The 24,502-nt window shown below is 66.3% G+C and carries 22 protein-coding genes; 9 read left to right on the top strand and 13 right to left on the bottom strand.

The window, feature by feature from the left end; translation table 11 throughout:
• Positions 1–14: 14 nt before the first annotated feature.
• The 8 genes from HU751_RS05805 to HU751_RS05770 all read right to left on the bottom strand — a co-directional run bounded on the left by HU751_RS05805 (position 15) and on the right by HU751_RS05770 (position 9,540).
• Entirely contained in the window at positions 15–3,089 is a 3,075-nt protein-coding gene (locus HU751_RS05805) for an error-prone DNA polymerase (RefSeq protein ID WP_186733278.1), read from the bottom strand.
• Positions 3,086–4,504 (bottom strand): Y-family DNA polymerase, encoded by a 1,419-nt coding sequence (locus HU751_RS05800; RefSeq protein WP_186733279.1) that lies wholly within the window; start codon positions 4,502–4,504, stop codon positions 3,086–3,088. The genes HU751_RS05805 and HU751_RS05800 overlap by 4 nt, the downstream gene beginning before the upstream one ends.
• Positions 4,505–4,510: 6 nt before the next feature.
• Entirely contained in the window at positions 4,511–5,131 is a 621-nt protein-coding gene (gene imuA / locus HU751_RS05795) for a translesion DNA synthesis-associated protein ImuA (protein WP_186733280.1), read from the bottom strand.
• Positions 5,131–5,739 carry a transcriptional repressor LexA gene (gene lexA, locus HU751_RS05790; RefSeq protein WP_496197677.1) on the bottom strand — a complete coding sequence of 203 codons (609 nt, stop codon included), beginning with the start codon at positions 5,737–5,739 and terminating at the stop codon, positions 5,131–5,133. The genes imuA and lexA overlap by 1 nt, the downstream gene beginning before the upstream one ends.
• Positions 5,740–5,809: 70 nt before the next feature.
• On the bottom strand, positions 5,810–7,408 hold the full coding sequence (locus tag HU751_RS05785; protein ID WP_186733282.1) for a hypothetical protein: 1,599 nt from the start codon (positions 7,406–7,408) through the stop codon (positions 5,810–5,812).
• 3 nt (positions 7,409–7,411) lie between these two features.
• Entirely contained in the window at positions 7,412–8,173 is a 762-nt protein-coding gene (locus HU751_RS05780) for a hypothetical protein (RefSeq protein ID WP_186733283.1), read from the bottom strand.
• A 160-nt stretch (positions 8,174–8,333) separates the two neighbouring features.
• A complete protein-coding gene (locus tag HU751_RS05775) occupies positions 8,334–8,861 on the bottom strand; it encodes a thioesterase family protein (RefSeq protein ID WP_186733284.1) in 528 nt (175 codons plus the stop codon).
• Between the two features lie 268 nt (positions 8,862–9,129).
• Positions 9,130–9,540, bottom strand: coding sequence for an acyl-CoA thioesterase (locus HU751_RS05770; RefSeq protein WP_186733285.1), 411 nt, complete (start codon positions 9,538–9,540; stop codon positions 9,130–9,132).
• A 304-nt stretch (positions 9,541–9,844) separates the two neighbouring features.
• Between HU751_RS05770 and HU751_RS05765 the strand changes: the two genes are divergently transcribed.
• On the top strand, positions 9,845–10,510 hold the full coding sequence (locus HU751_RS05765; protein WP_186733286.1) for an HAD family hydrolase: 666 nt from the start codon (positions 9,845–9,847) through the stop codon (positions 10,508–10,510).
• A 70-nt stretch (positions 10,511–10,580) separates the two neighbouring features.
• On the opposite strand, the gene ppk2 is transcribed toward HU751_RS05765, so the two are convergent.
• Positions 10,581–11,399, bottom strand: a complete 819-nt coding sequence (gene ppk2 / locus HU751_RS05760) for a polyphosphate kinase 2 (RefSeq protein ID WP_186733287.1) — start codon at positions 11,397–11,399, stop codon at positions 10,581–10,583.
• 246 nt (positions 11,400–11,645) lie between these two features.
• On the opposite strand from ppk2, the gene HU751_RS05755 reads away from it, so the two are divergent.
• Together HU751_RS05755 and HU751_RS05750 are read left to right on the top strand one after the other, a co-directional pair.
• Complete coding sequence (locus tag HU751_RS05755) at positions 11,646–12,278, top strand: SEN1982 family lipoprotein (protein WP_186733288.1); 633 nt, start codon at positions 11,646–11,648, stop codon at positions 12,276–12,278.
• Between the two features lie 98 nt (positions 12,279–12,376).
• Entirely contained in the window at positions 12,377–12,595 is a 219-nt protein-coding gene (locus HU751_RS05750) for a hypothetical protein (RefSeq protein WP_186733289.1), read from the top strand.
• A gap of 145 nt (positions 12,596–12,740) precedes the next feature.
• On the opposite strand, the gene HU751_RS05745 is transcribed toward HU751_RS05750, so the two are convergent.
• Together HU751_RS05745 and HU751_RS05740 are read right to left on the bottom strand one after the other, a co-directional pair.
• A complete protein-coding gene (locus HU751_RS05745) occupies positions 12,741–13,640 on the bottom strand; it encodes a proline iminopeptidase-family hydrolase (RefSeq protein WP_186733290.1) in 900 nt (299 codons plus the stop codon).
• Between the two features lie 98 nt (positions 13,641–13,738).
• Entirely contained in the window at positions 13,739–14,500 is a 762-nt protein-coding gene (locus HU751_RS05740) for a LuxR family transcriptional regulator (protein ID WP_186733311.1), read from the bottom strand.
• A 172-nt stretch (positions 14,501–14,672) separates the two neighbouring features.
• Here HU751_RS05740 and HU751_RS05735 point away from each other — a divergent pair, with 172 nt between their 5' ends.
• From HU751_RS05735 to HU751_RS05710, 6 genes are read left to right on the top strand one after another with little or no spacing between them, the layout of a single operon-like run.
• Positions 14,673–15,563, top strand: coding sequence for a proline iminopeptidase-family hydrolase (locus HU751_RS05735; RefSeq protein WP_186715266.1), 891 nt, complete (start codon positions 14,673–14,675; stop codon positions 15,561–15,563).
• A 3-nt stretch (positions 15,564–15,566) separates the two neighbouring features.
• On the top strand, positions 15,567–16,514 hold the full coding sequence (locus HU751_RS05730; RefSeq protein WP_186733291.1) for an ABC transporter permease: 948 nt from the start codon (positions 15,567–15,569) through the stop codon (positions 16,512–16,514).
• A complete protein-coding gene (locus HU751_RS05725) occupies positions 16,511–17,359 on the top strand; it encodes an ABC transporter permease (protein WP_186733292.1) in 849 nt (282 codons plus the stop codon). The genes HU751_RS05730 and HU751_RS05725 overlap by 4 nt, the downstream gene beginning before the upstream one ends.
• The gene (locus tag HU751_RS05720) at positions 17,356–18,342 is read left to right on the top strand and encodes an ABC transporter ATP-binding protein (RefSeq protein WP_186733293.1); all 987 of its coding nucleotides are present in this window, start codon (positions 17,356–17,358) and stop codon (positions 18,340–18,342) included. The genes HU751_RS05725 and HU751_RS05720 overlap by 4 nt, the downstream gene beginning before the upstream one ends.
• Positions 18,339–19,313, top strand: a complete 975-nt coding sequence (locus tag HU751_RS05715; protein WP_186733294.1) for an ABC transporter ATP-binding protein — start codon at positions 18,339–18,341, stop codon at positions 19,311–19,313. The genes HU751_RS05720 and HU751_RS05715 overlap by 4 nt, the downstream gene beginning before the upstream one ends.
• A gap of 34 nt (positions 19,314–19,347) precedes the next feature.
• The gene (locus tag HU751_RS05710) at positions 19,348–20,889 is read left to right on the top strand and encodes an ABC transporter substrate-binding protein (RefSeq protein WP_186733295.1); all 1,542 of its coding nucleotides are present in this window, start codon (positions 19,348–19,350) and stop codon (positions 20,887–20,889) included.
• 43 nt (positions 20,890–20,932) lie between these two features.
• Here the strand turns inward: HU751_RS05710 and HU751_RS05705 are convergent, their stop codons facing one another.
• Together HU751_RS05705 and HU751_RS05700 are read right to left on the bottom strand one after the other, a co-directional pair.
• The gene (locus HU751_RS05705; protein WP_186733296.1) at positions 20,933–23,080 is read right to left on the bottom strand and encodes a hypothetical protein; all 2,148 of its coding nucleotides are present in this window, start codon (positions 23,078–23,080) and stop codon (positions 20,933–20,935) included.
• Positions 23,067–24,260, bottom strand: a complete 1,194-nt coding sequence (locus HU751_RS05700) for a DUF3142 domain-containing protein (protein WP_437181044.1) — start codon at positions 24,258–24,260, stop codon at positions 23,067–23,069. The genes HU751_RS05705 and HU751_RS05700 overlap by 14 nt, the downstream gene beginning before the upstream one ends.
• Positions 24,261–24,502: the final 242 nt, after the last annotated feature.

Here is a 24,502-nt window from a genome sequence, read left to right as displayed (position 1 = left end):
TCCAGCATTGCCTGTTAGTGAAAATCTCGACTGCGCACATCCAGCCCCTGCAACAAGGGGCTGATGTCCTCCAGTCGTCGGGCGATCAGGTGCCGCACCCCGCTCTCCTGCTCCAGGCGCCCGCTCACCTTGAGCAATTTCGAGCCTACCAGCGCCCGCCGCTGGCGCTCGGCCAGCTCGCGCCAGACCACCACGTTGACCATCCCGTGCTCATCCTCGAGGGTGACGAAGGTCACGCCACTGGCGGTCTGCGGGCGCTGCCGGCCGACCACGATGCCGGCCACGGCGATCGTGTCGCCATGCTCGACCCCCGCCAGTTCCGTCGAGCTGCGGCAACCCAGTGCCCGCAAGCGTGAGCGCAGCAGGGTCAAGGGATGCGGCCCCAGGGTGGTGCCCAGGGTGTCGTAGTCGGCGGCCAGGTCCTCGGCGACACTCGGCAGCGGCAACATCACCGCCTGCTCGGGCACGGAGTCGACCTCGGCAAACAGCGGCAACTGCGCCTGCACCGCCGCCACCTGCCAGCGCGCCTGGTGACGGTCACCGGCCAGCCCGCGCAAGGCCCCGGCATCCGCCAGGCGCGCACGGGCCCGAGCGTCGAGCCCGGCACGCAGGCACAGGTCCTCGACATCGCGCCACGGACGTTGTGCCCGCGCCTGTGCCAGGCGGCGGGCATCATCTTCGCAAAAGCCACGAATCTGGCGCAGCCCCAGGCGGATGGCCAGCGCGCCCTCGTCCACGGCTTCCAGGGTGCAGTCCCAGTCGCTATGGAACACATCCACCGGACGCACGTCGATCCCTTGGCGGCGGGCCTCCTGCAGTAGCTGGTCGGGGCTGTAGAAGCCCATCGGCCAGCTGTTGACCAGCGCGCAGGTGAAGATCGCCGGCTCATGGCACTTGAGCCAGCTGCTGGCGTAGCACAGCAGGGCGAAACTGGCGGCGTGGGACTCAGGGAAGCCGTAGCTGCCGAAACCCTTGATCTGCTCGAAGATGCGCTCGGCAAACGCTAGTTCGTAGCCATTGCGCAGCATGCCCGCGACCAGCCGTTCGCGGTGCGGCTCCAGGCCGCCATGGCGCTTCCAGGCGGCCATGCTGCGGCGCAGCTGGTCGGCCTCGCCCGGGCTGTAGTCGGCGGCGACCATGGCCAGCTCCATCACCTGCTCCTGGAACAAAGGCACGCCCAGGGTGCGTTCGAAGACGGCCTGGAGTTTTTCCGATGGATAGGTGACCGGCTCCTGCTTGAGCCGGCGGCGCAGGTACGGGTGGACCATGTCGCCCTGGATCGGCCCGGGACGGACGATGGCCACCTCGATCACCAGGTCGTAGAACTTCACCGGCTTGAGCCGGGGCAGCATGGCCATCTGTGCCCGCGACTCGATCTGGAACACGCCCATGGTCTCGGCGCGGCCGATCATGGCGTAGGTGGCCGGGTCCTCCTTGGGCAGGGTCGCCAGCGTGTACTCGCGTCCCCGGTGCCGGGCGATCAGGTCGAAGCAGCGGCGCAACGCGCTGAGCATGCCCAGCGCCAGCACATCGACCTTGAGCAGGCCGACCATGTCCAGGTCGTCCTTGTCCCACTGGATCACCGTGCGCTCGGCCATCGCCGCATTCTCCACCGGCACCAGCCGGTCCAGCGGCTGCTCGCAGATGACGAAACCGCCGGGATGCTGCGACAGGTGCCGGGGAAAGCCGATCAGTTCCCCCGCCAGCACCAGGATGCGCCGCAGCGAGGGGCTGTGCGCATCAAAGCCGGCCTCGGCCAGGCGCCCGGCATCGGGGATGCGATCGCTCCAGCGCCCGCAGCACTTGGCCAGGGCGTCCACCTGGTCGGACGGCAGGCCGAGCACCCGGGCCACGTCGCGCACCGCGCCGGCGGCGTGGTAGCTGCTGACCACGGCGGTGAGTGCCGCACGGTGCCGGCCATAGCGGCGGAACACGTACTGGATCACTTCTTCGCGGCGGTCATGCTCGAAGTCCACGTCGATGTCCGGCGGCTCGTTGCGCTCGCGGGAGAGGAAGCGCTCGAACAGCAGGCGATGCTCCATGGGGTCGAGCTCGGTGATGCCGAGGACGAAACACACCACCGAGTTGGCCGCCGAACCGCGCCCCTGGCAGAGGATGCGCTGGCGGCGGGCGAAGGCGACGATGTCGTGGACGGTCAGGAAGTAACTCTCGTAGCCCAGTTCCTCGATCAGTGCCAGCTCCCGCTCCAGCACCGTGCGCACCTTGTCGCTCGGCCCCTGGGGCCAGCGCTCGGGCAGGCCGCGCCGGCACAGTTCGCGCAACCAGCTGGCCGGGGTCTGCCCTTCGGGCACCAGCTCCCGCGGGTACTGGTACTTCAGCTGCGACAGGTCGAAGGTGCAGCGCCCGGCAACCTGGGTGGTCTGCGCGAGCAGATCGTCGGGGTACAGCTCGCGCAACTGGTCGAGCGAGCGCAGATGGCGCTCACCATTGGCGAACAGGAAGCGCCCCGCCTCGGCGACCGCGCAATGTTCGCGGATGGCCGTCATGCAGTCCTGCAGCGCCCGCCGCCCGCGCACATGCATGTGCACATCGCCGCAGGCCACCAGCGGGATATCCAGTCGTGCCCCTAGAGCGCGCAGCTGCGCCATGCGCTGGCAGTCATCGGCACCGCGGTGCAGGAGCACCGCCAGCCACAGGCGCTCGCCGAACAGCGGCCGCAACCAGGTCCCGGCGCCATCGTCGGGCTCGGCCACCCACAGCGCCAGCAGGCCCTGGTGATGGGCCTCGAGGTCCTCGGCGAGCAACTGGTAGCTGCCCTTCTCCGAACGCCGCCGGGCGCGGGTGATCAGCGCGCAGAGGTTCTGGTAGCCGGTAAGGTCCTCCACCAGCAGGACCAGCTTCGGCCCCTGGTGCACCCGCACCTCGCTGCCGACGATCAGCTTCAGCTGATGCTGCTTCGCTGCCTGCCAGGCCCGGACAATCCCCGCCAGCGTGCATTCGTCGGTGATCGCCAGGGCTTGGTAGCCCTGCTCGCGGGCGCGGCGGAACAGTTCGTCGGCACTGGAGGCGCCGCGCTGGAAGCTGAAATTCGACAGGCAGTGCAGCTCTGCATAATCCGGGCTGTTCATGCGAACCAGCCCTGCAACCACAGCGGTCCGGGGCTCGCCAGGTCACGGAAGGCCCAACCGCGCAGGCCGTCGCGGGTCTCGATACGGTAGTAGTCACGGCGCACGTCGCCACCGTCCCACCAGCCGGACTCGATGCGCTCGGCCTGCCCCAGCAGTTGCAGGCCGGTCTCGCTCAAGAGCTGGGGTGTGGGCAGCAGCCAACCGGGACGACGACCAGGGGCCATCACCCGTTGGCCCTGGGTGCCCTGCTCCACGCCTTGCCAGGCGCACTCGGGGCGATGGTCGGCTTCGGCGCGCAGGCCCTTGACCGACTCGTCGCCAAGCCGCGCACGCAGCCGTTCGCGCAGCTGCTCCCAGGGCTGGGCCTGCTGTGCACGCGGGTCGAACAGCGCCTGGCGTTGGGGCACGAATGGCGGCAGGTCGGCGGCCAGCAGGCGCAGGTTGCGTACCGGCGCCGGAATACGCAGCGGCTCCAGGCGACCACGGGCCAGCTCGAACAGCAGCGAGGCATCACGCTCGGCGGCCAGCAGGCCGACCTTGAGCACGGTGTCAGCGCCTTCGGCGTGCTCCAGGTACAGCTCGAAACGCTGCACGCCGCAGTCGCGCCCGGCGAGGAAGGCCGCCAGGTCGCTGATGAGGCGACGCAAGGGGAACAGCAGCGCCTGATGCGACTCGACATCGAAATTCAGCTCCAGCCGCGCCTCGAAACGATCGGGCGGCTGGTAGAAGTCCAGCCCGAGGTTGCGCAGGCCGAGCAGCTGGTCCAGGTGCAACTGCACCTGGACACTGAAACGCCTGGCCAAGGCATCACGCGGCAATGCCAGCACCTGCCCGAGCCGGTGCAGGCCCATGCGGGCGAAGGCTTCGGCCGCCTCGGCGGGCAGGCCGACACGCTCGACGGGCATCTCGAGCAAGGCGGCGCGGGTGGCCTGCGGGCAGGTCAGCGCCAGGCCATCATGGCCATTGGCGAGCATCCTCGCCGCCACCGGATTGCTGGCCACGACGATCCGCTGGCGCAACCCCAATGCCGCCAGTTCCTCGCGCAGGCGGGCCTCGAACAATGGCCAGGGGCCGAACAATTGCAGGCTCGAGCCCACCTCCAACAGCAATGCACGGGGATAGTGCAGGCTGACCTGGGCGCTGAAGCGGTAGGCCCAGGCTGCCAGCAACTGCTGCAACTGCTCGATGCGTGCCGGCTCGACCTCGACACAGGTGAAACCGTCGGCCAGGGCGCGGGCGGCGGTCAGCGTCTGCCCGGCGCGCAGCCCAAGCTCACTGGCCGCCGGGTTGACCGCCCGCAGCACCCGGCGCTGGGGCGGTCCGCCCAGCAGCACCAACGGCGCCTCGGGGTCGTCGCGTTCGCGCAGGGCGGTGTCCAGCGCCAGCTGTGGCAACAAAATGCAGGCCCAGAGCATGGCGCATCACTCCCGCCCCGGGCAGGCGATGGGCGTGGCCGGCGCCAGGCCGCCCCGGCACTTGAGCACGCGCCACTGTGCCGGACGCAGGTCGAGAGCGATGCGCAGGGCGGCGGGTGATGGGTTCAGCGCGGCCTGGTGCGGACGACAGGCAAACGCCAGCGCGTCGCCTGTCTCCGCGGCCACCTGCAGGCGGCGCAAGGCACGATCGTCGGCGTACCCTGGCCAACACAGCACGGCGGCGCAACTGCCCGAGCGCAGGCATTGCTCGGCCGCCCACAAGGCATCGGCCGCCTCGGCATCGACCTGCACCAGCCAGCGCAGGTCCACCCCGGCGGCCTGCCAGGCCGGCGCGTAGGGAATGAATGGCGGCGCCACCAGCACCACCCGCTGCCCCTCCCCGGTCAACCGGGCGAGTGTCGGCCAGAGCAGTTGCAGCTCACCGCAGCCGGGGCTGGCCAGCAGCAGCTCGCTCAACGCCGCCGCCGGCCAACCGCCTTCCGGCAGTCGATGGTCGAGGCTGGCATGCCCGGTGGGTTGCAGGCCCTGCGGACGCGCCTGGGCCTGCCGCCCACGCCATACCTGGCGCTGGTCGAGCAGTCGGTCGAGTTCGACCACGGCGCCCATCAGTCACGCCTCAGCAGGCCGCAGAACACGCCTTCGATGAAGAACTCGTGCCCGGGAGTCACGTCGATGGGGGCATAGGCCGGGTTGCGCGGCAGCAGGCGATAGCCGTCGCGGGTGCGCTGCAGGCGCTTGATGGTCACCTCGCCGTCGAGCCGGGCGACCACGATCTGCCCGTCACGGGCCTCGCCCTGCTGGCGGATGCCGACCAGGTCGCCGTCGAAGATGCCGTCATCGATCATCGAATCGCCGCGCACCTTGAGCAGGTAGTCGGGGGTACGCCGGAACAGGCTGGGGTCGAGCAGCAACTGCTCGTGGATGTCGAGGTCGGGGCCGATCGGCGCACCGGCGGCGACCTGGCCAAGTACCGGCACCTCGAGGATCTCGGGTCGGCGCAGGGGCTCGGCCAGGCGGATGCCACGCGCCTGGTTGGGCGTGACGTCGATGAACCCGGCCTGGCTCAGGGCGGTGATGTGCTTGCGCGCCACGCTGCGCGAGGCGAAACCGAAGCGCTCGGCGATGTCGGCCAGCGACGGTGGCTGGCCTTGATCGGTGATGCGCTCGCGGATGAACGCGAGGATGGCGCGGCGTTTGGGGGATAAAGTGTCCATGGAGTACATTTGTACTCTTTTTTCAAAACACTGAACAGTCCCCTTCGTCGCCGGCCATCCCTGCCCTGCCTCAGTAGCGAATGGACAAGGCGATCGCCTCGTTCGGGGTCTGGTGTTTGTCCAGCAGGCCGAGCACCTCTTTCTTCAACTGCTCCTGCCGGTCGATCAGCGCCAGGTCGCGGAACTTGTAGTCCAGGTCGGCATAGCTTTCCGACACGCCGGCATTGAGGTGGTTCTTGCCGAAGGTGTGCACGATGTGCTTGGACTTCCAGATGTCGTACTGGCTGAACACCTGGTCCTGCGGCAGGTGCCTGGCGACCGAGAACGGCACCCGGGTCAGCAGGCAGTAGTTCATCTTGTACTTGTGGAACTGGTAGTGCTCCAGGGAGTGGACGAACGACACGTACCAGATATAGGTGGCGATCACCTCGATATTGAAGGCCTTGTCGCCGGGCTGGCACGGCAGGTTGACGTAGCGGCACAGCTCGGCGACCCAGTTGTTGATGTAGGGCTCGGAGCCGTCGCGCAGCAGGTCGTCATAGCTGGCCGAGACGAACTTCAGCACCGCCGCGTAGTAGTCGCGGTACTGGGCGTTGAGCGCGTGCTGGCCATTGAGGTACTGGTCGAACGGGATGGCGAACCTGATCTCGAACTTCTGGGTCAGCGCCTGGTCCTCGGTCTCGCGCTTGTTGTACATGTTCAGGGCGTTTTCATAGCCGACCTTGTAGAAGGTCTGCGCCGAGTAGTAGCCGATGCAGCTGTAGAGGAACTTGTCGGCGATGCCGGTGGTTTCGCGCAGCGACAGCGGCGACTCCTTGAACTGGTGGTTGAGCATCAGGATGTAGGCGGTGTGCGGGTCCATCAGCTTGTGGAAGTTCGACTCCCTGGGCACCAGGTTGAACAGGAACGCCGCGCCCATTTCGGCGAAGAACAGGTGGTGGTGCAGGTGCGCGCCGAGGATGAAGAACACCATGGTGTTGGACATGAAGTACACCTTGGCCAGGTCCCAGTGCGGCTCGCCCGGGCCGACGCTGAAGCCGTCGCGCAGGGTGATGCGCATGCTGTCGACAGCGAAGTCCTCGGCGATGGCGATGCTGGCCACGTCGAACACCGAGCTGGACAGGCGGATTTCCCGGGTGAAGTCACGCATGTCGAAGGTCGACACGCCATCGACCGTCTGCAGGTAGTGGGTGATCTGCGAGGACATCAGGAATACCCGCAGGTCCTCGTCCGAGATGGCCGTCGGCTGCGGGAACTGGCCCAGCGGCACCTTGTAGTAGTCGCGGTTGGCCTTGATGATCGACTGGATGTAGTTGTGGTAGACCTTGTCCTTTCTCCAGCGGTAGACCAGTTCGGCAGGCAGCTTTTTCGGGATGTAGCCCATGTGGTAGTCAGTGCCCGGGATCGGCGTGCTTTCCATCGAGATGGAATCGCGGTTGTAGTGGCGGTAGCCGAAGTAGCGAGGCAGCAGCCACTTCAACTGGACCCACTTCCAGGCCAGGAAGCTGGTGCCGAGATTGACCGCGTACAGCGCCAGCAGCAGCGGCACGAACTTCACGTAGTACAGGCCCACGTACACATGCTTCAACGGCTCGGCGCGGGTCTTGCTCATCAGGATGATCACGGGGCTGACGGTGATGAAAAACGCCAGCAGGATGACTTCCAGCATGCTTCAAACTCCTTGTTCGATCGCTTTGTTCTTGTTGCGGCTTGCGCCGTAGCTGTACAGGCAGGCGCCTGTGAAAATCACGTTGACGACGCTCCAGGCGAGCGCCGCGTCGGGGCTGTACCAGTTCGTCAGGTCGAAGGCCGGCAGGTTCATCAACGGCGTATCGCCGGCGAGCGTGCGCACGAACAGGTAGAAGCCGAAGGTGTAGGCACGGGCCTGGAAGTACAGGTCCGTGCGGCGCAGGAGCAAGGCGTACGCCACCGGCGCCAGCAACAGCGGCAGGGCGTAGCCGAAGGTGGTAATCCGCGCCGAGTACAGGAAGCACAGGTTCCAGGTGGTGTAGAGGTAGGGCCAGTAGGCCGGGACGCGCACCACGAAATCACTGTGGCGCCCGGAAATTTCCCAATGCTTGCGCGAGTACGGCAGGCAGACGATCAGCCCCACGGCGGCGACGATGTTGAGGATGTTGCCGGTCTGCCAGTCGATCACCGAGGCCTCGATGATGTTCAGCACGATCACCACGTAGATGAGCTTGTAGATGAAGCCTTCGATCCTTGGCTTGTAGCGGGCATAGGCCAGGAAGCACATGGGCAGCAGCACGCTGATGGTCTTGATGCGCATGAACAGGTTGGCGTTGGGCACCAGCAGCGCCGGCAGCGACAGGACGAAGAAGGTCAGGCCCACCAGGCGGTAGCGCCTGAACAGCTCGGCGACCAGCAGGAAGGCGGCGAAAAAGGCCAGCATCAACAGCAAGGTGTTCGACATGAGGTGTTTCCCTACTCATTCATGGATCGAGGTGCGGCGCGAACGCCGGGCACGGCAAAGCCTGCCGCGCACGCCCGGGCCAGAGGCCGGGGACGGTGGAGCAATGGACAGGCGTTGCAGGTATCAGGTGGTTGGCAAGAGGGCCGCGGCGCGGCCTCGATCAGGCCTTGCCGAGAACGTGCGCTTCAGCCTCCAGCCATTTCTTCACGGCTTCGGGCATGGGTGCGGTGGTGGGCTGGACCTTGAGCTTCTCGGCAATCACCGCGTTGGCGACCAGGCCCTTGCGGCCGACCCAGGCACCTTTGGAGTAGCCGGTCACGACCACTTCGCCAGCCATGTTGAAGAAGCTGTACTGGAAGTAGGTCCAGTTTTCGTCGAGGCAGCAGATGCTGAATTCGGCGGTATACTTTTCGAACATGGAAAGTTGCTTCTTGTAGACAACCAAGTTTCCACCGAGCATCGGTTTCCAGCCCAACTTGAAGGCCGGAATGAGGATTTTCGCGCGCAGGCAAAGTTCCAGCATGAACAAGTCGGCGATGGTCATGTAACGACCATTGTTCATGTGCTTGTTGATATCGATATCGTTCGGCCAGACCCGCAGCGTGCGGTGCAGCGTATCGGTCAGGGCCATGGGCGGCTTGAAAAAACCGCGCAGGACAGCCAGCAACAGGCGGATGTACAGATTCATCCGGTTATCCCTCCCTAGGATTTTTTATTATCGTTCCCTGTCAAACCAGCCGTTGATGCGTCGACTGGCGGCAAGCGGCGCATTGCAGGCCTGCTTGTTTGCTTCACAGCGGGGCGAAACTAACAGCTTTCTCCAAGAGCAACCAGTGGCCAACACCTTAATTAGTCGAAAAACGCCAACTGAATAACCGGTCACGTTCGGACTTTATATCCGATTGATGCTGAAACGTTTGTTCATTTATTGGAAAACTATTCGTCACGATGTCCCCCTAGTCCATGTGCTCGCTCAATGCCTGGCGCAATGCCTCGGGCACTGCAACCGGCTGCTTGCTCTCAGGGCAGACGCACACCTGGGTCATGCTGGCGCGAAAGCAAACCTCGCCGCTGGCACCGCGTGCCTCGACGGCAAAGCTGAACGATGTGGTACCGGGCACGCCACTGCTGACCTGCACGCTGATCAGGTCATCCCAGGTCATGGGCGCCAGGAATTCAATGGACAGGGCCCGCGCCGGCGGCATCACGCCCATGGCGAACAACCTGCGCAGGCCTTCGCCGCCGAGGCAGTGGGAGAGAAACTCGTGGATCGCCTCGATGACGAAATAGGAGATGCGCGGCGTATAGACGATCCCCGCGGGATCGCAGTCGCCAAAGAGGATTTTCCGGGTGGTGATGAAAGGCATGACGTGGGGTGCTCCGTGCTGGGAATGTCTGGCCGCTCATACTAACGTGCCAGCACCTTTGCTGCCCCACCGCTCTCAAGCCATGCACCAAGGCGGACAAGGTAATGGCACAGGATTGACTGGCCCGAAACACATGTAGCAGCGGCCTTGCGTCGCGATGCGCCGCGCGGGCGGCTTTCGATCTGATAGGCGCTGAAACTCCCCCGCCGAGCACCTTGAAATCCCCCCTGCCCCCCAGCCAAGTGCATTTCCCACCCCTGATCCCTTATGATGCTGAATGGTTTCTCCACCCTCAGGATGCCCGATGCTGACCGCCCTGCTGTTCGACCTCGATGGGACCCTCACCGACACCGACACCTTGCACCTGCAAGCCTTCCGCAAGCTGCTGTTCGACCATGACGGCCGCGAGCTGACGCAGGAGCAGTTCAACACCCAGGTCAGCGGTCGCTCCAACGGCCTGTTGTTCGCCGAATTATTCCCCCAGGCCGATGCCGCCAGCCGCCAGGCCCTGGCCGAACGCAAGGAAGCGCTGTTCCGCGAACTGTCACCGACCCTGGCGCCGATGCCCGGCCTGCTGCGCCTGCTGGACCACGCCACGCGGCATGGCATCGGCATGTGCGTGGTGACCAACGCGCCCCGCCTGAACGCCGAGCACATGCTCGGTGCCATGGACCTGGCCACGCGTTTCAAGCACGTGCTGGTGGCGGATGAACTGGCGCGCCCCAAACCCGACCCACTGCCCTACCTCACCGGCCTGCAGCGCCTGGACGCCGAAGCCGGACAGGCACTGGCATTCGAGGACTCGCTGCCAGGCGTCAAGGCCGCCGTCGATGCCGGCATCTTCACCGTCGGGCTGGCGACCACCCAGCCCGCCGAGCGCTTGCTGGAAGCCGGGGCAAGGCTGGTGATCGAGGACTATGACGACCCGCGGTTGTGGGACCTGGTCGAGCGAATGCAGTCTGCTGGCTGATTGTCCGGGGAGCGCAACGTGCACCTTGCCCGAGTGCTCGGAACAGAGGCTGGCATTCGCCGCCACGGCATCAGAACCGCTCCGCCACCATCTTGAACGGATACGGCTGCGCCTTGTGCTTGCCGATCTTGCCCCGCTTGGGCAACGACACTTTGTGCGTGTGGCTGAGGTCCTTGTAGGGGATCTGCTGCAGCAGGTGGCTGATGATGTTCAGCCGCGCCTTGCGCTTGTCCTCCGAACGCGCCATGTACCAGGGCGCCCAGGACGAGTCGGAGGCGGCGAACATGTCGTCGCGGGCACGGGTGTAGTCGTCCCAGCGGTTGTAGGACTTGACGTCCATCGGCGACAGCTTCCACAGCTTGCGCCCGTCGCTGATGCGGTCCTGCAGGCGACGGGTCTGCTCCTCGGCGCTGACCTCGAGCCAGTACTTGATGAGGATGATCCCCGACTCGACCATCATGCGCTCGAACATCGGCACCACGGTGAGGAACTTGTGGGCCTGCTCGTCAGTGCAGAAGCCCATCACCCGCTCGACGCCGGCGCGGTTGTACCAGCTGCGATCGAAGATCACCACCTCGCCCGCCGCCGGTAGGTGGACCAGGTAGCGCTGGGCGTACATCTGGGTCTTCTCGCGCTCGGTGGGGGCCGGCAGCGCCACCACGCGAAACACCCGCGGGCTCACCCGCTCGGTGATGGCCTTGATGGTGCCGCCCTTGCCAGCGCCGTCGCGGCCCTCGAAGACGATGCACACCTTCAGGCCCTTCTCCACCACCCACTGCTGCAGTTTGACCAACTCGACGTGCAACCGCCGCAATTCTGCCTCGTAGGTCTTGCGCCCGAGTCTGTCCGTGGCATCGCCCTTGCGTTTCTTGCCCTCGCCCTTGGCCATCGGCGGCTCCTCTGTTTGCGTTGCAGGTCTGTCCGTTGCCGGTTGCCCCGACGGCGCCAGGGCGGATCAAAGGAGTATGGATGAGCAGCGGCATTTTGCCGGACATGGCGCTGCCCGGGCGTTGCCAAATCGAGGATATGTCTTCTTGCCACGATTGCGGGGGCTCTGGCCCGCGGGTTCTAATCCTGCACCAGCCGGCCCGGCCGGCGCGCATCCCTGCAATTGGCAACTCAAGGAAGCCCTACGATGGACAGGAAGATCATACCGCTGGCCCTGCTGGCGACCCTGGTCGGCTGCTCGGACGGCCAACAGCCCCGCGAAGCCGACCTGCGCCAGGCTGCCCAGGCCTACCTCGACACCCAGTACCCGCACTGTTTCGTGATCAGCGCCTTCCCCACGCGCACCCGTGACTTCGATGTGGAAGGCACCAACAAGGCCCTGCACGCCCTGGCCCGGGTCGGCGTGGTCAGCGAACGGGAAGTCGCCCGCACCGAGGTGCCGGAGCGCCTGTGGCAGCCGGCGCGGACCGATATCTACTACGCCTACGACCTCACCGACGAGGGCCGGCGCCACTACAAGGCCGATGCCCGGCGCGAGGCGAACGGCGCCAGTACCGGCGGCCTGTGCTTCGGCAAGGCACAGGTCACCACCATCAAGGGCTTCAGCCCTCCTGTCGAACACAATGGGCGCCAGCAGTCCCAGGTGACCTACAGCTACCAGATCACCGAACTGCCGGGGTGGGCCGGCGACGCGGCGGTCCAGGCCGATATCGCCGGGCTTGGCCAGGCGCTCGCCAGCGCCGCCAAGCCGCTGGAGGAAACCCGATCCATGGTCCTTACGGCCCAGGGCTGGGTGCACGAGCAACTGTTGGCCAACTGAACGGTTTGTTAATCCCGGGAAAATCCGCGCACGCCATCCTTGCCTCAACCCGGCCGCCAGGCGGCCGACCCTCAGGTCAATCGATGGAGACTCCAGTGATGAAATCCTTAGCGTGCGCACTCGCCCTGCTGGCAACGATCTCGGCCACCTCGGCCTTTGCCGAAGGCGGCGCCGACCGCCTCAGGGAGCGCAGCGACCAATTTGCCCAACAACGCCAGCAGGCGGCCGAGCAGATTGCCAAGGGTGACGCCCCGTCACCCGCCCGGCAGCATCTCGGCCAGCAAGGGCAGGACGCTAGCGACAAGCCCTCCAGCTGATGCCCCCTGAGCAGCGTCTTTCAGCGCAGACGCCTTGCGTGTGGATGGCTTGGCCCCTTACCTGACAACACCGCGCAAAAAACTCAGGCCCGCCGGGCAACGCCCGGACAGGCCTGAGGAAGGGAAAACGGTCGGATGCTACGCGCTACAGACTCTCGTCGAGGAACTTCACCACTGTCCCCATGCACGCCACCCGCTCCTCGACATGGGGCATATGGCTGGAGTTCTCGAACAGCGCCCAGCGGATCCCGGGGATCAGGTCGAGATAGGGCTTGACCACCAGCGGCGTGGCCTCGTCATAACGCCCGGAAATCAGCAGGCTCGGCACATTGATCTGCGGCAGGCGGTCGACAATGGTCCAGTCCTTGGTGCTGCCAATGATATGGAACTCGTTCGGCCCGGTCATGGCGTGGTACACGGTCGGGTCGGCATCCACCTGGGCGAAGGTGCGCGCCACTTCTTCCGGCCAAGGCTTGAGCCGGCACACGTGGCGGTCGTAGAACACCCGGGTGGCGGCGATGTAGTCGGCTGCGGTGTAGTCGCCCACGGCCTCGTGGCGCAGCAGGGTGTCCTGGACCTCCTTGGGCAGCTCTTCACGCAGGCGGTTGGCCTCGCGTACCCAGGTGCGCATGTCGGCCGGCGAGTTGGCGATCACCAGGCAGCGCAGGCCCCGAGGCTGGCGCACCGCGTGCTCGCTGGCGAGCATGCCGCCCCAGGATTGGCCCAGCAGCGCGTAGCGCTCGCTGATGCCCAGGTGTTCCAGCAGGTTGTCGAGCTCCTCGAGGAACAGCTTGACCGTCCAGAACGATGCCGGCATCTGCGGCAGGTGGGTCGACCGGCCGTTGCCCAGTTGGTCGTAGTGGATGACCGGGTAGCCACCGGCGGCGACATCCTTGTAGGCGTCGACATAATCGTAGGTGCAACCCGGGCCGCCATGCAGGATGACCAGCGGGGTGCGGCCACAGTCCAGGTCACCGGTAACGCGGTACCAGGTCTTGTAGTTGCCGAAGGGGGCAAAACCTTCACGCGATTGGGTGAGTTCCATGTCATCCGGCTCCTTGCGAATCATGGAGCACACAATAACCTTACGCGCGGCGCGGCATAACTAGAGAGTTCTCTAGGTTTTCGACCTTTTTTGTTGCTTCATGGGTCCAGCAGGCGGTAGTGCACCGCCCGGGCGACCGCCTGGACGCGGTTTTTCGCCCCCAGTTTGTGCATGGCCGAGGTCAGGTGCAGGGAAATCGTCGCCAGCGAGCGGTTGAGCTTCTCGGCAATCTCCCCTGCCGTCAGGCCTTCGGCGGCCCAGCGCAGGCATTCGACCTCGCGCCGGGTCAGGCGGATGACGCGGGTGGCGGACTCCTTGGCCAGCAAGGGATAGGCCGCCTCCTGCAAGGCATGGGCGATCAGGCTGAAATCGCCCAGGTGTTCCCGGGCGTCGTCCAGGTCGCGCTGGCTGACCTGGGGGCGCAGGCCGGTCAGGGTCGCCAGCCCGCCACGTGGCAGGTGGATGGGCACGGTCACGCCGCAGGTCAGCTGCGCGTCGTGCAGGTAGCCGACCACCGGGGCGTGGCGCTGGTCGATGTGGCGCTGCAGGACGGTCTCGCCCTTGGGCAGGTACGACCAGACGAAAGGCGCGATGGAGGACACGGCCACCTGCTGCACCGGGTCGATCTGGTAGAAGCCTTCGGAGCACCACAGGTCCTGCCAGTCCTTCGGGGTCTGGCGCAGCCGGACCACGCTCGGGGTGATCAGCTCGCCGACATGATCCAGCGGCACCGGGCTGTAGTCGTACACCAGGGCATCGAAGCCCAGTTGCGCCGCCAGTTCGGCGACGCTGTCCATCTGCTCGTCGAGGCTGTCGTCGGACGCCAGCCGCGCATTGAGTTCAGCCACCTTGGCCTGCATACCTGACACTCCCTGTGATTCCTTTTGGATTTCCATCTCGAAGTCCGGCACGTAGAATGCCACGGCTTGGCGCGGGACTGCCATACGAAACCTATAGGAAACACTAGCTTGTAGGCGACGAAAACTCCTGCGCTAGTTATAGCTGCAAGCCATGGCCAACAGGAGAGTAGCGATGTGGCGTGAGATGCAACCTGACCAGCAGTTCAACGTATCGGTCGATGGCCACAATCTCGTGGTGTACAGCTTTGGCGAAGGGGACGAGGTGCTGCTGTGCCTCAATGGCGGGCCGGGGCTGCCCTGCGACTACCTGCGCGACGCCCATGCCTGGCTCAAGGACAAGGGCATCCGCGTGGTCGCCTTCGACCAGCTGGGCACCGGCGCCTCCGATCGTCCCGATGACGACAGCCTGTGGAACATCACCCGCTACGTGGCCGAGGTCGAGCAGGTGCGCCAGGCCCTGGACCTGGGCCGTGTGCACATGCTGGGGCATTCCTGGGGCGGCTGGCTGGCGATCGAGTACGCCATTCATCACCCGCAGTCGCTGAAAAGCCTGATTCTCGAGAACACCGTCGGCGACATCCCGCACCTGATCACCGAGCTGGAACGCCTGCGCGGCGCCCTGGGCAGCGAGACGGTGGCGATGATGCAGCGCCACGAGGCCATGGGCACCCTCGACCACCCGCAGTACCAGGCCGCCATCACCCTGCTCAACTACCGCCACGTCTGCCGGCTCGATGAATGGCCGGCGCCGATCCAGCGTTCGCTGGGCGACTGGAACATGGGCCCCTACACCACCATGCAGGGCCCCAACGAGTTCCTTTATATAGGCAATCTCAAGGACTGGAACCGCCTCGAGCAGATGGGCGCGTTCCGCATGCCGGTGCTGATCACCACCGGCCAGCACGACGAACTGACCCCGGCCTGCGCCATGCGCATGAAACTGGCGCTGCACGGGCGCGCCGAGCTGCATGTGTTCCCCAACAGCAGCCATATGCCGTTCTACGAAGAACCCCAGGCCTATTTCCCGGTGTTGCTGGATTTCCTGCAAAGAAACCGGGGCTGATCGATGAGCCTGGCCCGCTACCGGTTCGTCCTCATCCGTCCGTTGCAATTGCTGCCGGTGCTGCTGGGCATCAGCATCATCACCTTCGTGCTGGTGCGCTCGATCCCGGGCGACCCGGCGCGGGTGCTGCTGGGCGCACGAAGCACCCCGGACGCGATCCAGAAGATCCGCGCCCAGTTCGGCCTCGACGAGCCGATCTGGGTGCAGTACCTGTACTTCCTGAAGAACCTGCTCAACGGCGACCTGGGCAAGTCGCTGCTGTACAAGGTCGACGCCCTGCCGCTGATCGCCAGCCGCATCGAGCCGACCCTGATGCTGGTGCTGGGCAGCGTGGCCCTGGCGCTGCTGATCGCCGTGCCGCTGGCCATACTTGCCGCCCGCAGCAAGGGCGGCTGGGCCGACAACCTGATCCGCCTGTTCACCACTGCCGGCCTCGGCTTGCCGGCCTTCTGGCTGGGGCTGATGCTGATCCTGCTGTTCAGCGTGCACTGGGGGCTGTTCCCGGTGTCCGGCTATGGCCGCACCTGGGCCGACAAGCTGCACCACCTGGTGCTGCCCTGCCTGACCATCGCCCTGGCGCTGTCGGCGGTGCTGGTGCGCAACCTGCGCGCCAGCATCCTGCTGGAGATGCAGGCCGACCATGTCACCGCCGCCCGTGCCCGGGGCCTGGGCGAAGGGGCGATCCTGCGCCGGCATGTCCTGCCCAACTCCATGGTGCCGACCATCAACCTGCTGGCGGTCAACATCGGCTGGCTGATCAGCGGCACGGTGGTGATCGAGAGCCTGTTTTCCCTGCCGGGCGTCGGCCAGTTGCTGGTGCGCGGCATCTTCACCCGTGACTACATGGTGGTCCAGGGTGTGGCCATGGTGCTGGCCTGCGCCACGGTGGCGGTGAACTTCCTCGCCGATGTGGCGACCACCGTCCTCGATCCGCGGGTGAAGATCCAATGAGCGCCACCTTCGCCCTGCGCGTGCGCCTGGCCTGGAACCTCGGCAATGGCCGCCTGACCCTGTACTGCGGCCTGGCCATCGTCCTCGGCTGGTGCCTGCTGGCGCTGTGCGCACCGTGGGTCGCGCCGTTCGACCCGCTGCTGCAGAACGGCGACCTGCGCCTGGCCGAGCCCAGCCTGGCGCACCCCTTCGGCACCGACAACTTCGGCCGCGATGTGCTCTCGCGGGTGATCTGGGGCGCCCGGGTCGACCTGCAGATGGCCTTGATCGGGGTGATCTTCCCGTTCCTGCTCGGCACCTGCATCGGCGCGGTATCCGGTTACGTCGGCGTCTGGCTGGACAACGCCTGCATGCGCCTGATCGACATCGTCCTGGCCTTCCCGTTCCTGGTGCTGATGCTGGCGATCATGGCCATTCTCGGCCCGGGCCTGGGCAGCTTCTACATCGCCATGGCGCTGGTCGGCTGGGTGTCCTATGCACGGCTGATCCGCTCGCAGATCCTCGTGCTCAAGCAGAGCGACTTCGCCCTGGCCGCCAGGAGCCTGGGCTTCAGCCACCGGCGCACGCTGTTCGGCCACCTGCTGCCCAACGCGCTGTTCGGCTCGGTGGTGTTCTGCATGTCGGACGCCGTGCTGGTGCTGCTCAACGGCGCCGCCGTCAGCTACCTGGGCCTGGGCGTGCAACCGCCGACCCCGGAATGGGGCACCATGGTCGCCGAGGGGCAGAGTTTCATCACCAGCGCCTGGTGGATCTGCACCTTCCCGGGCCTGGCGGTGGTGACCCTGGCCATGGGCTTCAGCCTGCTGGCCGACGGCGTCGCCGAACGCCTGGGAGACCGTTCATGACCACGCCCCTGCTCCAGGTCCGCGGGCTGAGCGTCATCGCCCGTACCGGCCAACGGGATATCACCCTGGTTGATCGGCTGTCCTTCGACCTTGGCGAAGGCGAGATCCTCGGCCTGGTGGGCGAAAGCGGCTCGGGCAAGACCCTGGCCTGCCGGGGCCTGATGCGCCTGCTGCCGGCGCCGAACCTGCGGGTCGAGGGCCAGTCCGTGCGCCTGGCGGGCCACGACCTGCTGCAGCTGGACGAAGCCGGCATGCGCCGCCTGCGCGGCCGTGAGCTGGGGATGATCTTCCAGAACCCCAGCAGCCACCTGGACCCGCTGATGCGCATCGGCGAGCAGATCGCCGAGGGCATCCGCCTGCACCAGGGCGCTTCGCGTCGAGAGGCCCGGGCCGAAGCCATCGAGGTGCTGCGCCAGGTCGGTATTCCCGACCCGCAATCCCGGGTCGACAACTACCCCCACGAGTTCTCCGGTGGCATGCGCCAACGGGCAATGATCGCCGTGGCCCTGGGCTGCAATCCCCGGGTGCTGATCGCCGACGAGCCGACCACGGCCCTGGATGTCACCGTGCAAGCGCAGATCCTGCGCCTGCTGCTGGAGCTGCGCGACCGCCGGGGCCTGTCGATGATCCTGATCAGCCACGACCTGGGCGTGGTGGCGCAGACCTGCGACAGTATCGCCGTGATGTACGCCGGGCGCCTCTGTGAACACGGCGCCAAGCACGAAATGCTGGCCCGGCCCCGACATCCGTACAGCGCCGGGCTGCTGGCCTGCCATCCGGCGGCGCAGCCCGAGGCAGTGCGCATGACCACCATCGCCGGGCAGCCACCGCTGCTCGATGACCTGCCGGCGGGCTGCCGCTTCGAATCACGCTGCCCCCAGGCCATGCCGCTCTGCCGGCAACAATTGCCTGAACTGCTGGAAGCAAGCCCCGGCCACCGTCTGGCCTGCCATACCCCGCTGCTGGCCGGAGGCCTGTCATGACCACGTTGTTGCAGGTCAAGGACCTGCAGGTACAGTTTCCCGCCGCTGGCAGCGGCCTGTTCAACCTGCGCCCGCGCAAGGTCAGCGCGGTCAATGGTGCCTCGCTGAATCTCGCCGCCGGCGAGACCCTCGGCCTGGTGGGCGAGTCGGGTTGCGGCAAGAGCACCCTGGCCCGGGCCATCCTCCAGCTCACCCCGAGCTGCGGCGGCCAGGTGCTGTTCGACGGCACCGACATGAACCAGGGCAACCCGGTGGATATCGCCCGCCTGCGCCGCGAGACCGCGATGATCTTCCAGGACCCGTACAGCGCGCTCAACCCGCGCCAGCGCATCGGCCAGATCCTCGCCGAGGTGCTGCAGGTGCAGCGCAAGGTGCCCGCCGCGCAGATTCCGGCCCGGGTCGGCGAGCTGCTCGAGCTGGTCGGCCTGCGCGCCGAGCTGGCCGAGCGGCGGCCCGGTTCGCTCAGCGGTGGCCAGTGCCAGCGGGTCGGCATCGCCCGGGCCCTGGCCGTCGAGCCCCGTCTGATCGTCGCCGACGAATGTGTCGCCGCGCTGGACGTGTCGATCCAGGGGCAGATCATCAACCTGCTGCTGGAACTGCGTGAGCGCATGGGCCTGGCGCTGCTGTTCATCACCCATGACCTGGGTGTGGTGCGCCGCCTGTGCGACCGGGTGGCGGTGATGTACCTGGGGCAGATCGTCGAGGAGGGCCCGGTGCATGAGGTCTTTACCGCCCCACGCCACCCCTACACCGCCGCGCTGATCCAGTCCATCGCCGACATCGACCCGGCCCGGCGCCTGCCGCAGGACCCGCTGGCCGGCGAGCCGCCGAGCCCGCTGAACCTGCCCTCCGGCTGCGCCTTCCATCCGCGTTGCCGGCATGCCCTGCCCGGCTGCGGCGACACCGCGCCACCCGAGCATATCCAGGGCGCCCGGCGCCACGCCTGCGTGCATCCGCAACTGCCCTGCTGACTTCACCACCATGACCATCAAACGGAGCTTGAGCATGAAACCCGCCGCATTGAAACTTCTCACCGCCGCCATACTGGCCGCCAGCACCCTGGCCAGCGGCATGGCCCAGGCAGCCGGCGTGCTGACCATCGGCTGCCGTGAGGAAAGCACCACCTTCGACCCGATCAAGAGCGCGCAGAACCGCGACAGCTGGGTGTTCGCCAACGTCTATGACGTGCTGATCCGCGTCGACAACAGCGGCACCCAACTGGTGCCGGGCCTGGCCGAAAGCTGGAAGGTCTCCGACGACGGCCTGACCTACACCTTCAAGATGCGCAACGCCAAGTTCTCCGACGGCTCGCCGATCACCGCCGAGGACGCCGCCTTCTCCCTGCTGCGCATCCGCGACAACCCGGGTTCGCTCTGGGCCGACTCGTACAAGATCATCGACACCGCCAAGGCCGCCGGCCCGCATACCCTGGTGGTGACCCTGCACAGCAAGTCGGTGCCGTTCCTGGCCCAGCTCGCCACCGCCAACATCTCGATCCTGTCGAAAAAGGCCATGGACAAGCTCGGCGAGGAAGAATACGCACAGAACCCGGTGGTGTCCGGGGCCTTCAAACTCAAGGAATGGCTACGGGGCGACCGGGTGATCCTGGAGAAGAACCCGGAGTTCTGGCAGGCCGACAAGGTCAGCCTGGATGGCGTGGAGTGGATCTCCATCCCGGATGACCGCACGCGCATGATGAAGGTCCAGGCCGGCGAACTGGACTCGGCGATCTTTGTGCCGTTCACCCAGGTGGACGAGTTGCAGAAGGACAAGAAGATCACCATCCATATCGACCCCTCGACCCGTGAAGACCACCTGCTGATCAACCACTCCAAGGGCCTGCTGGGCAAGCAGGAAGTGCGCGAGGCGATCGACCTGGCAATCGACAAGAAGACGCTGGTGGACACGGTGACCTTCGGCCATGGCGAAATGGCCTATTCGTACATTCCCAAGGGTGCGCTCTACCACAACGCCGACAACCCGCAGCGCCCGTTCGACCCGGCCAAGGCCCGCGAGCTGCTGAAAAAAGCCGGCGCCGAAGGACTCAAGGTCAACTACGTGGTCAACGCCGGCAACGAGGCCGACGAGCAGATCGCCGTACTGGTGCAGAAGCAGCTGGCCGATGTCGGCATCACCGCCAACCTGCAGAAGGTCGACCCGACCCAGAGCTGGCAGATGCTGGTCGACGGCGACTACGACCTGTCGGTGATGTACTGGACCAACGACGTGCTCGACCCGGACCAGAAGACCACCTTCGTGCTGGGCCACGACACCAACATGAACTACATGACCCGCTACCACAACGACAAGGTCAAGGACCTGGTGGCCGCGGCCCGTGTGGAAACCGACCCGGTCAAGCGCAAGCAGATGTACCAGGAACTGCAGAAGCTGGCCAAGCAGGACGTGCACTGGATCGACCTGTACTACAGCCCGTACATCAACATCTCGCGCAGCAATATCCAGAACTTCCTGCAGAACCCGCTGGGGCGTTTCACCCTGGAGGAGACAGTGAAGCTGGAGCCTGGGCAGAAGACCGCGCAGAACTGACGGCGGTTTATCGAGCGCCGCCCTCGCGGCGCTCGATCTCATTTCAAGCCTTTGCCTTGCGCCGCCGCATCCACGCCCAGGCAACCCCCGCCAGCAGCACCAACCCCACCGGCAGCACCTGCGCCTTGTACGGCCGCAACGCCGTGCGCACGCTGTCCAGCTTCTCGGTCAGGTAGCGCTTGTTGGCCTGGTCGAACCGGGGCTCTTCGCATTGCTTGCCGAAATCCTCCGCCCACTGCACGAACGGCCCCTGCTGGACGTAGCGCCTGTACAGCGCGCTTTCCTGTTCGCTGCCGGGCACCCAGCCGGCCGCGATGCACAGCACCGCGGCGAAGGCCTGGCTGCTGTGTGGCAGCTGGTCAGCGGCCTGGTTGGCCAGGTCGGCGGCGACATAGCGGTAGTGGTATCGCTGATCGGGCTTGGCCTCGGTCGCCAGTTGCCGCTGCACCTCGCCGGCAGCCAGGAACGGCCCTGGCTGCACTTCGGCGCTGCCCAGGCTGTAGCTGCCGCCCAACCAGGCGTAGTCGGGCGCCATTTCATAACCGAGGATCTCCATGCCCGCGCTGCGCGCCAGGGTTGCCGCGGCGTACAGTGCCTCGGCGCGGCCGGTGGGTGTCCAGCGCGAGATAGCATCCTGGCGGTGCTGGCCGTAGGCCTTGGCGTCGGCCTGCAATTGCGGCGTGGCAAAGTAGCCGGGCGCTTCGTCGTAGCGTCCTTCGCGCAGCAAGCGTCGCCCCAGCAGCTCGCGCAACTGTGTCGCTACCGGGCGCGGCACATAGCCGCCCTCTTCCACCTTGGGCGCTGGCGGCGCCGGCACATGGGCATCGACATAGCCCTTGAGCTCATCCAGGGTCAGCACGCGGTCGGCCACGTTGGCCGTATCCTGCCAGTAGATCTCCTGGCTGCGGTACAGCAGGTCGAAGGCCTGCAGGTAGTCGCCACGCTCCAGCGCCAGGATCGCACCCTCGCCTTCGACCCGGCAGCCGGGTTTAACGCTCTCATAGTCCCAATCGGGTGTCTGCCGCGAGCCCCATGACTCTTCGCGGGGGAACGCGGCTGCGGCCTTGGCATAGGCCGCCGCTGCCTGGTTCTTGTCGCCGTCACGCAAGGCCAGCTTGGCGCGCAGCCACCAGGCAAGGCCGGTGTCGCCTGCCTGCTGCAGATAGCTTCTGGCCGCGGCATAGTTGCCTTGCTGGTAGGTCAACGCAGCCAGGCGGTCGGCGTCTTCCAGCTTGTCGCCGACACTGGCCTGCAGCAACGCGGGCAGGCGCCGGGCCTGGGTCGGTGGCTGGCCGTCGTAGTCCCAGCCGACATGGCTGAGCAGGTAGGCTGTGAGCAGCTTGCGCGGCATCGGCTGTGCCAGCAGCGCCTTCAACTGCTCATCCGGCAGGCTCACCAGTTCGTCGGCAAGCTGCCTGAGCGAGCTGTAGCCGCTGCCCGAGCCCAGGCGGCTCTGACTGGCATACAACTGAATCGCGCTGTTCCAGTCGCCGGCGAGCTTGGCCAGGCGGGCCTCCTCACCAAGGCTGGCCACCCCGAGCTCCAGCGGGTCGCTGAAGCCTTCGACGCTGAGCGCGCGGGCCTGGTGGAAGGCCTCGCGCGCCTGGGCTTGCAGGGCCTGCGGCGTCTGTTGCGGATCATCGCTGGCCTCGAAGCTGCGGGCCATCAGCGCCCGCCCCAGCGAGTAGGCCGCCCAGGTGCTGCGCAACTTGCGTTGTTCGGCAGGCAGGGCCAGCACCTTGGCGAAGTAATCCGCCGCCAGGGCGTGGTCGTCGGTGTCGAAGGCCACTGCGCCGGCAATGTACAGGCGCAGTTCATCCGGCAGTTCGGCGCCCTGCTCCAGCACCTGTTGCGGATCCTGCAGGGCACGCAGTTGCGCGACCTTTTCGCGCAGCGATTCCGGCAACTCGCTGGCTTCGATCCGGCGGCGCTGCTCACGGTAAGGCCGGTCGTTGTCGTCACCGTCCCAGTAAGGGGTCAGGGTCATCTCGGTGGTGGGCTTGAGACCTGCCAGCTGCTCGCCGAGGCGATTCACCTCGAAGCCGAAATTGCCTTCCGGCAGCTCGGCCAGGGTCTGCGCCCGGTCATCCAGCAGGCGCATCGGGAAGTCCGGGCCACAGGCCAGCGCCGTGCCGACTGGCACGCTCAGGGACAGGCACAGCAGGCGCCGAGGCCAGTCAGGGGTAGACATTCCATGCTCCTTGTTCGATTCCATGGCAGCGCGCCCAACCGAGGACGCGCCGGCCGCCAGCGGCCACACGCACGCTGGACTGACGGTTGAAGACGAGGTGTTGCGGGGATTGCTGCAGGCGGTAGCCATTGAGCCCATCCGCGGCGTCGCAGGACTCGACGTTCAGTTCCACGCGCGCGGGTACCGGCAGGTCGAGATTGCCGGCGTTGACCAGGCTGATGTCATAAAGCCCGGGCTGCCCGGACAGCTCGACACGCCACTGACTGGCGAGCGCGTCGCCGCGCGCCACCGCCTTCAGGGTGGCCAGGCTCCAGGCCCGGCGGTCGCCGGGCAATGGCAGGCGGAACCAGATCAGCCCGGCCAGGCGCGCGGGCGGCTTATCCCGCAGTTGCCTGCCCAGGTCCGCCAGTTGCTGCGGATCGGCCAGCAGCTCGCGGCGCTCGCCGGGTCGGTTCAATGGGGTTTCGCTTTCCACCACCGGCGCACCGCCGGTATCCGGCAGCAGCGCGACGCCATAGGCGGGCAAGGCCAGGTAGAACGGTCTGTCACTGACGCGACTCCAGCGCTCGGCCCAGGCCTTCGCCTGGAGCGGATCGAACAGGCCCCGCCGCGGATCGCTCACCGCGTGCACCTGCAGCACGCTGCTGTCCACCACCTGCAACAGCGCCGGCAGGTGCGGACTGTCGAGCCAGGCGGGCAGCGCGGTGATGCTCAGCTTCAGGCCCGGCGGCAGTTGCTCGCGCAGTTTCAGGAGGAATTCGGTATAGCCCGGCAGGCGCGCGCTGCCGCTGTCGTGGTCGATCTCGAGCCCGCTTGGGGTCAAGCCAGCGCTCTGCCAGTCGGCCAGCAATTGGGCGATCTGAGTGCCGGCCAGCTGCAGGTCGAGCGCGGGCAGCTGACCGTCAAGACGCACCACGGCGATCACCGGGCGGCCATCGGCCTTGAGCTGAGGCAGGTTGACCAGCGCCCTGCTCCAGCCTGCCTTGGGCTGGGCCTGCAAGGCCAGCACACGCAGGGTCGAGAAGTCGGCGCGGCTTTCGGCCAGGGCCTGCTCGTGGGCCGGCCGCCACTGGCGTTGCCAAATGTAGAGTTGCTGGTCGAGGGGCAGCACAGGCTCGGGCTGGCAGCCGGTGAGCACTGCGAGGGCGAAACCTGCGAAAAGACGGCGCAGTAGCGGGATGGCGGGCATACAGTCCTTTGTCTGACGAATCTGGGCGCCGGGGTGAAGTACAGATTTTACTCCAGTGCGCCAACGGATGGACACGGTACTGTTTTTTAAATCAGCGCGTTCGGCCGGTTGTCTGGCGGCAACAGTGACATCAACACGCTCCCGGGAGGTAATGAGCCCACATGTACTCTGCAAATCTACCAGGTACCTGCGGACCTTCGCTGTGTTGGCTCATCGCGCAAACAGTCGGCAAG

Source organism: Pseudomonas peradeniyensis (assembly GCF_014268935.2).
Lineage (GTDB): Bacteria > Pseudomonadota > Gammaproteobacteria > Pseudomonadales > Pseudomonadaceae > Aquipseudomonas > Aquipseudomonas peradeniyensis.
This window is presented reverse-complemented; position numbering and strand designations above follow the sequence as displayed.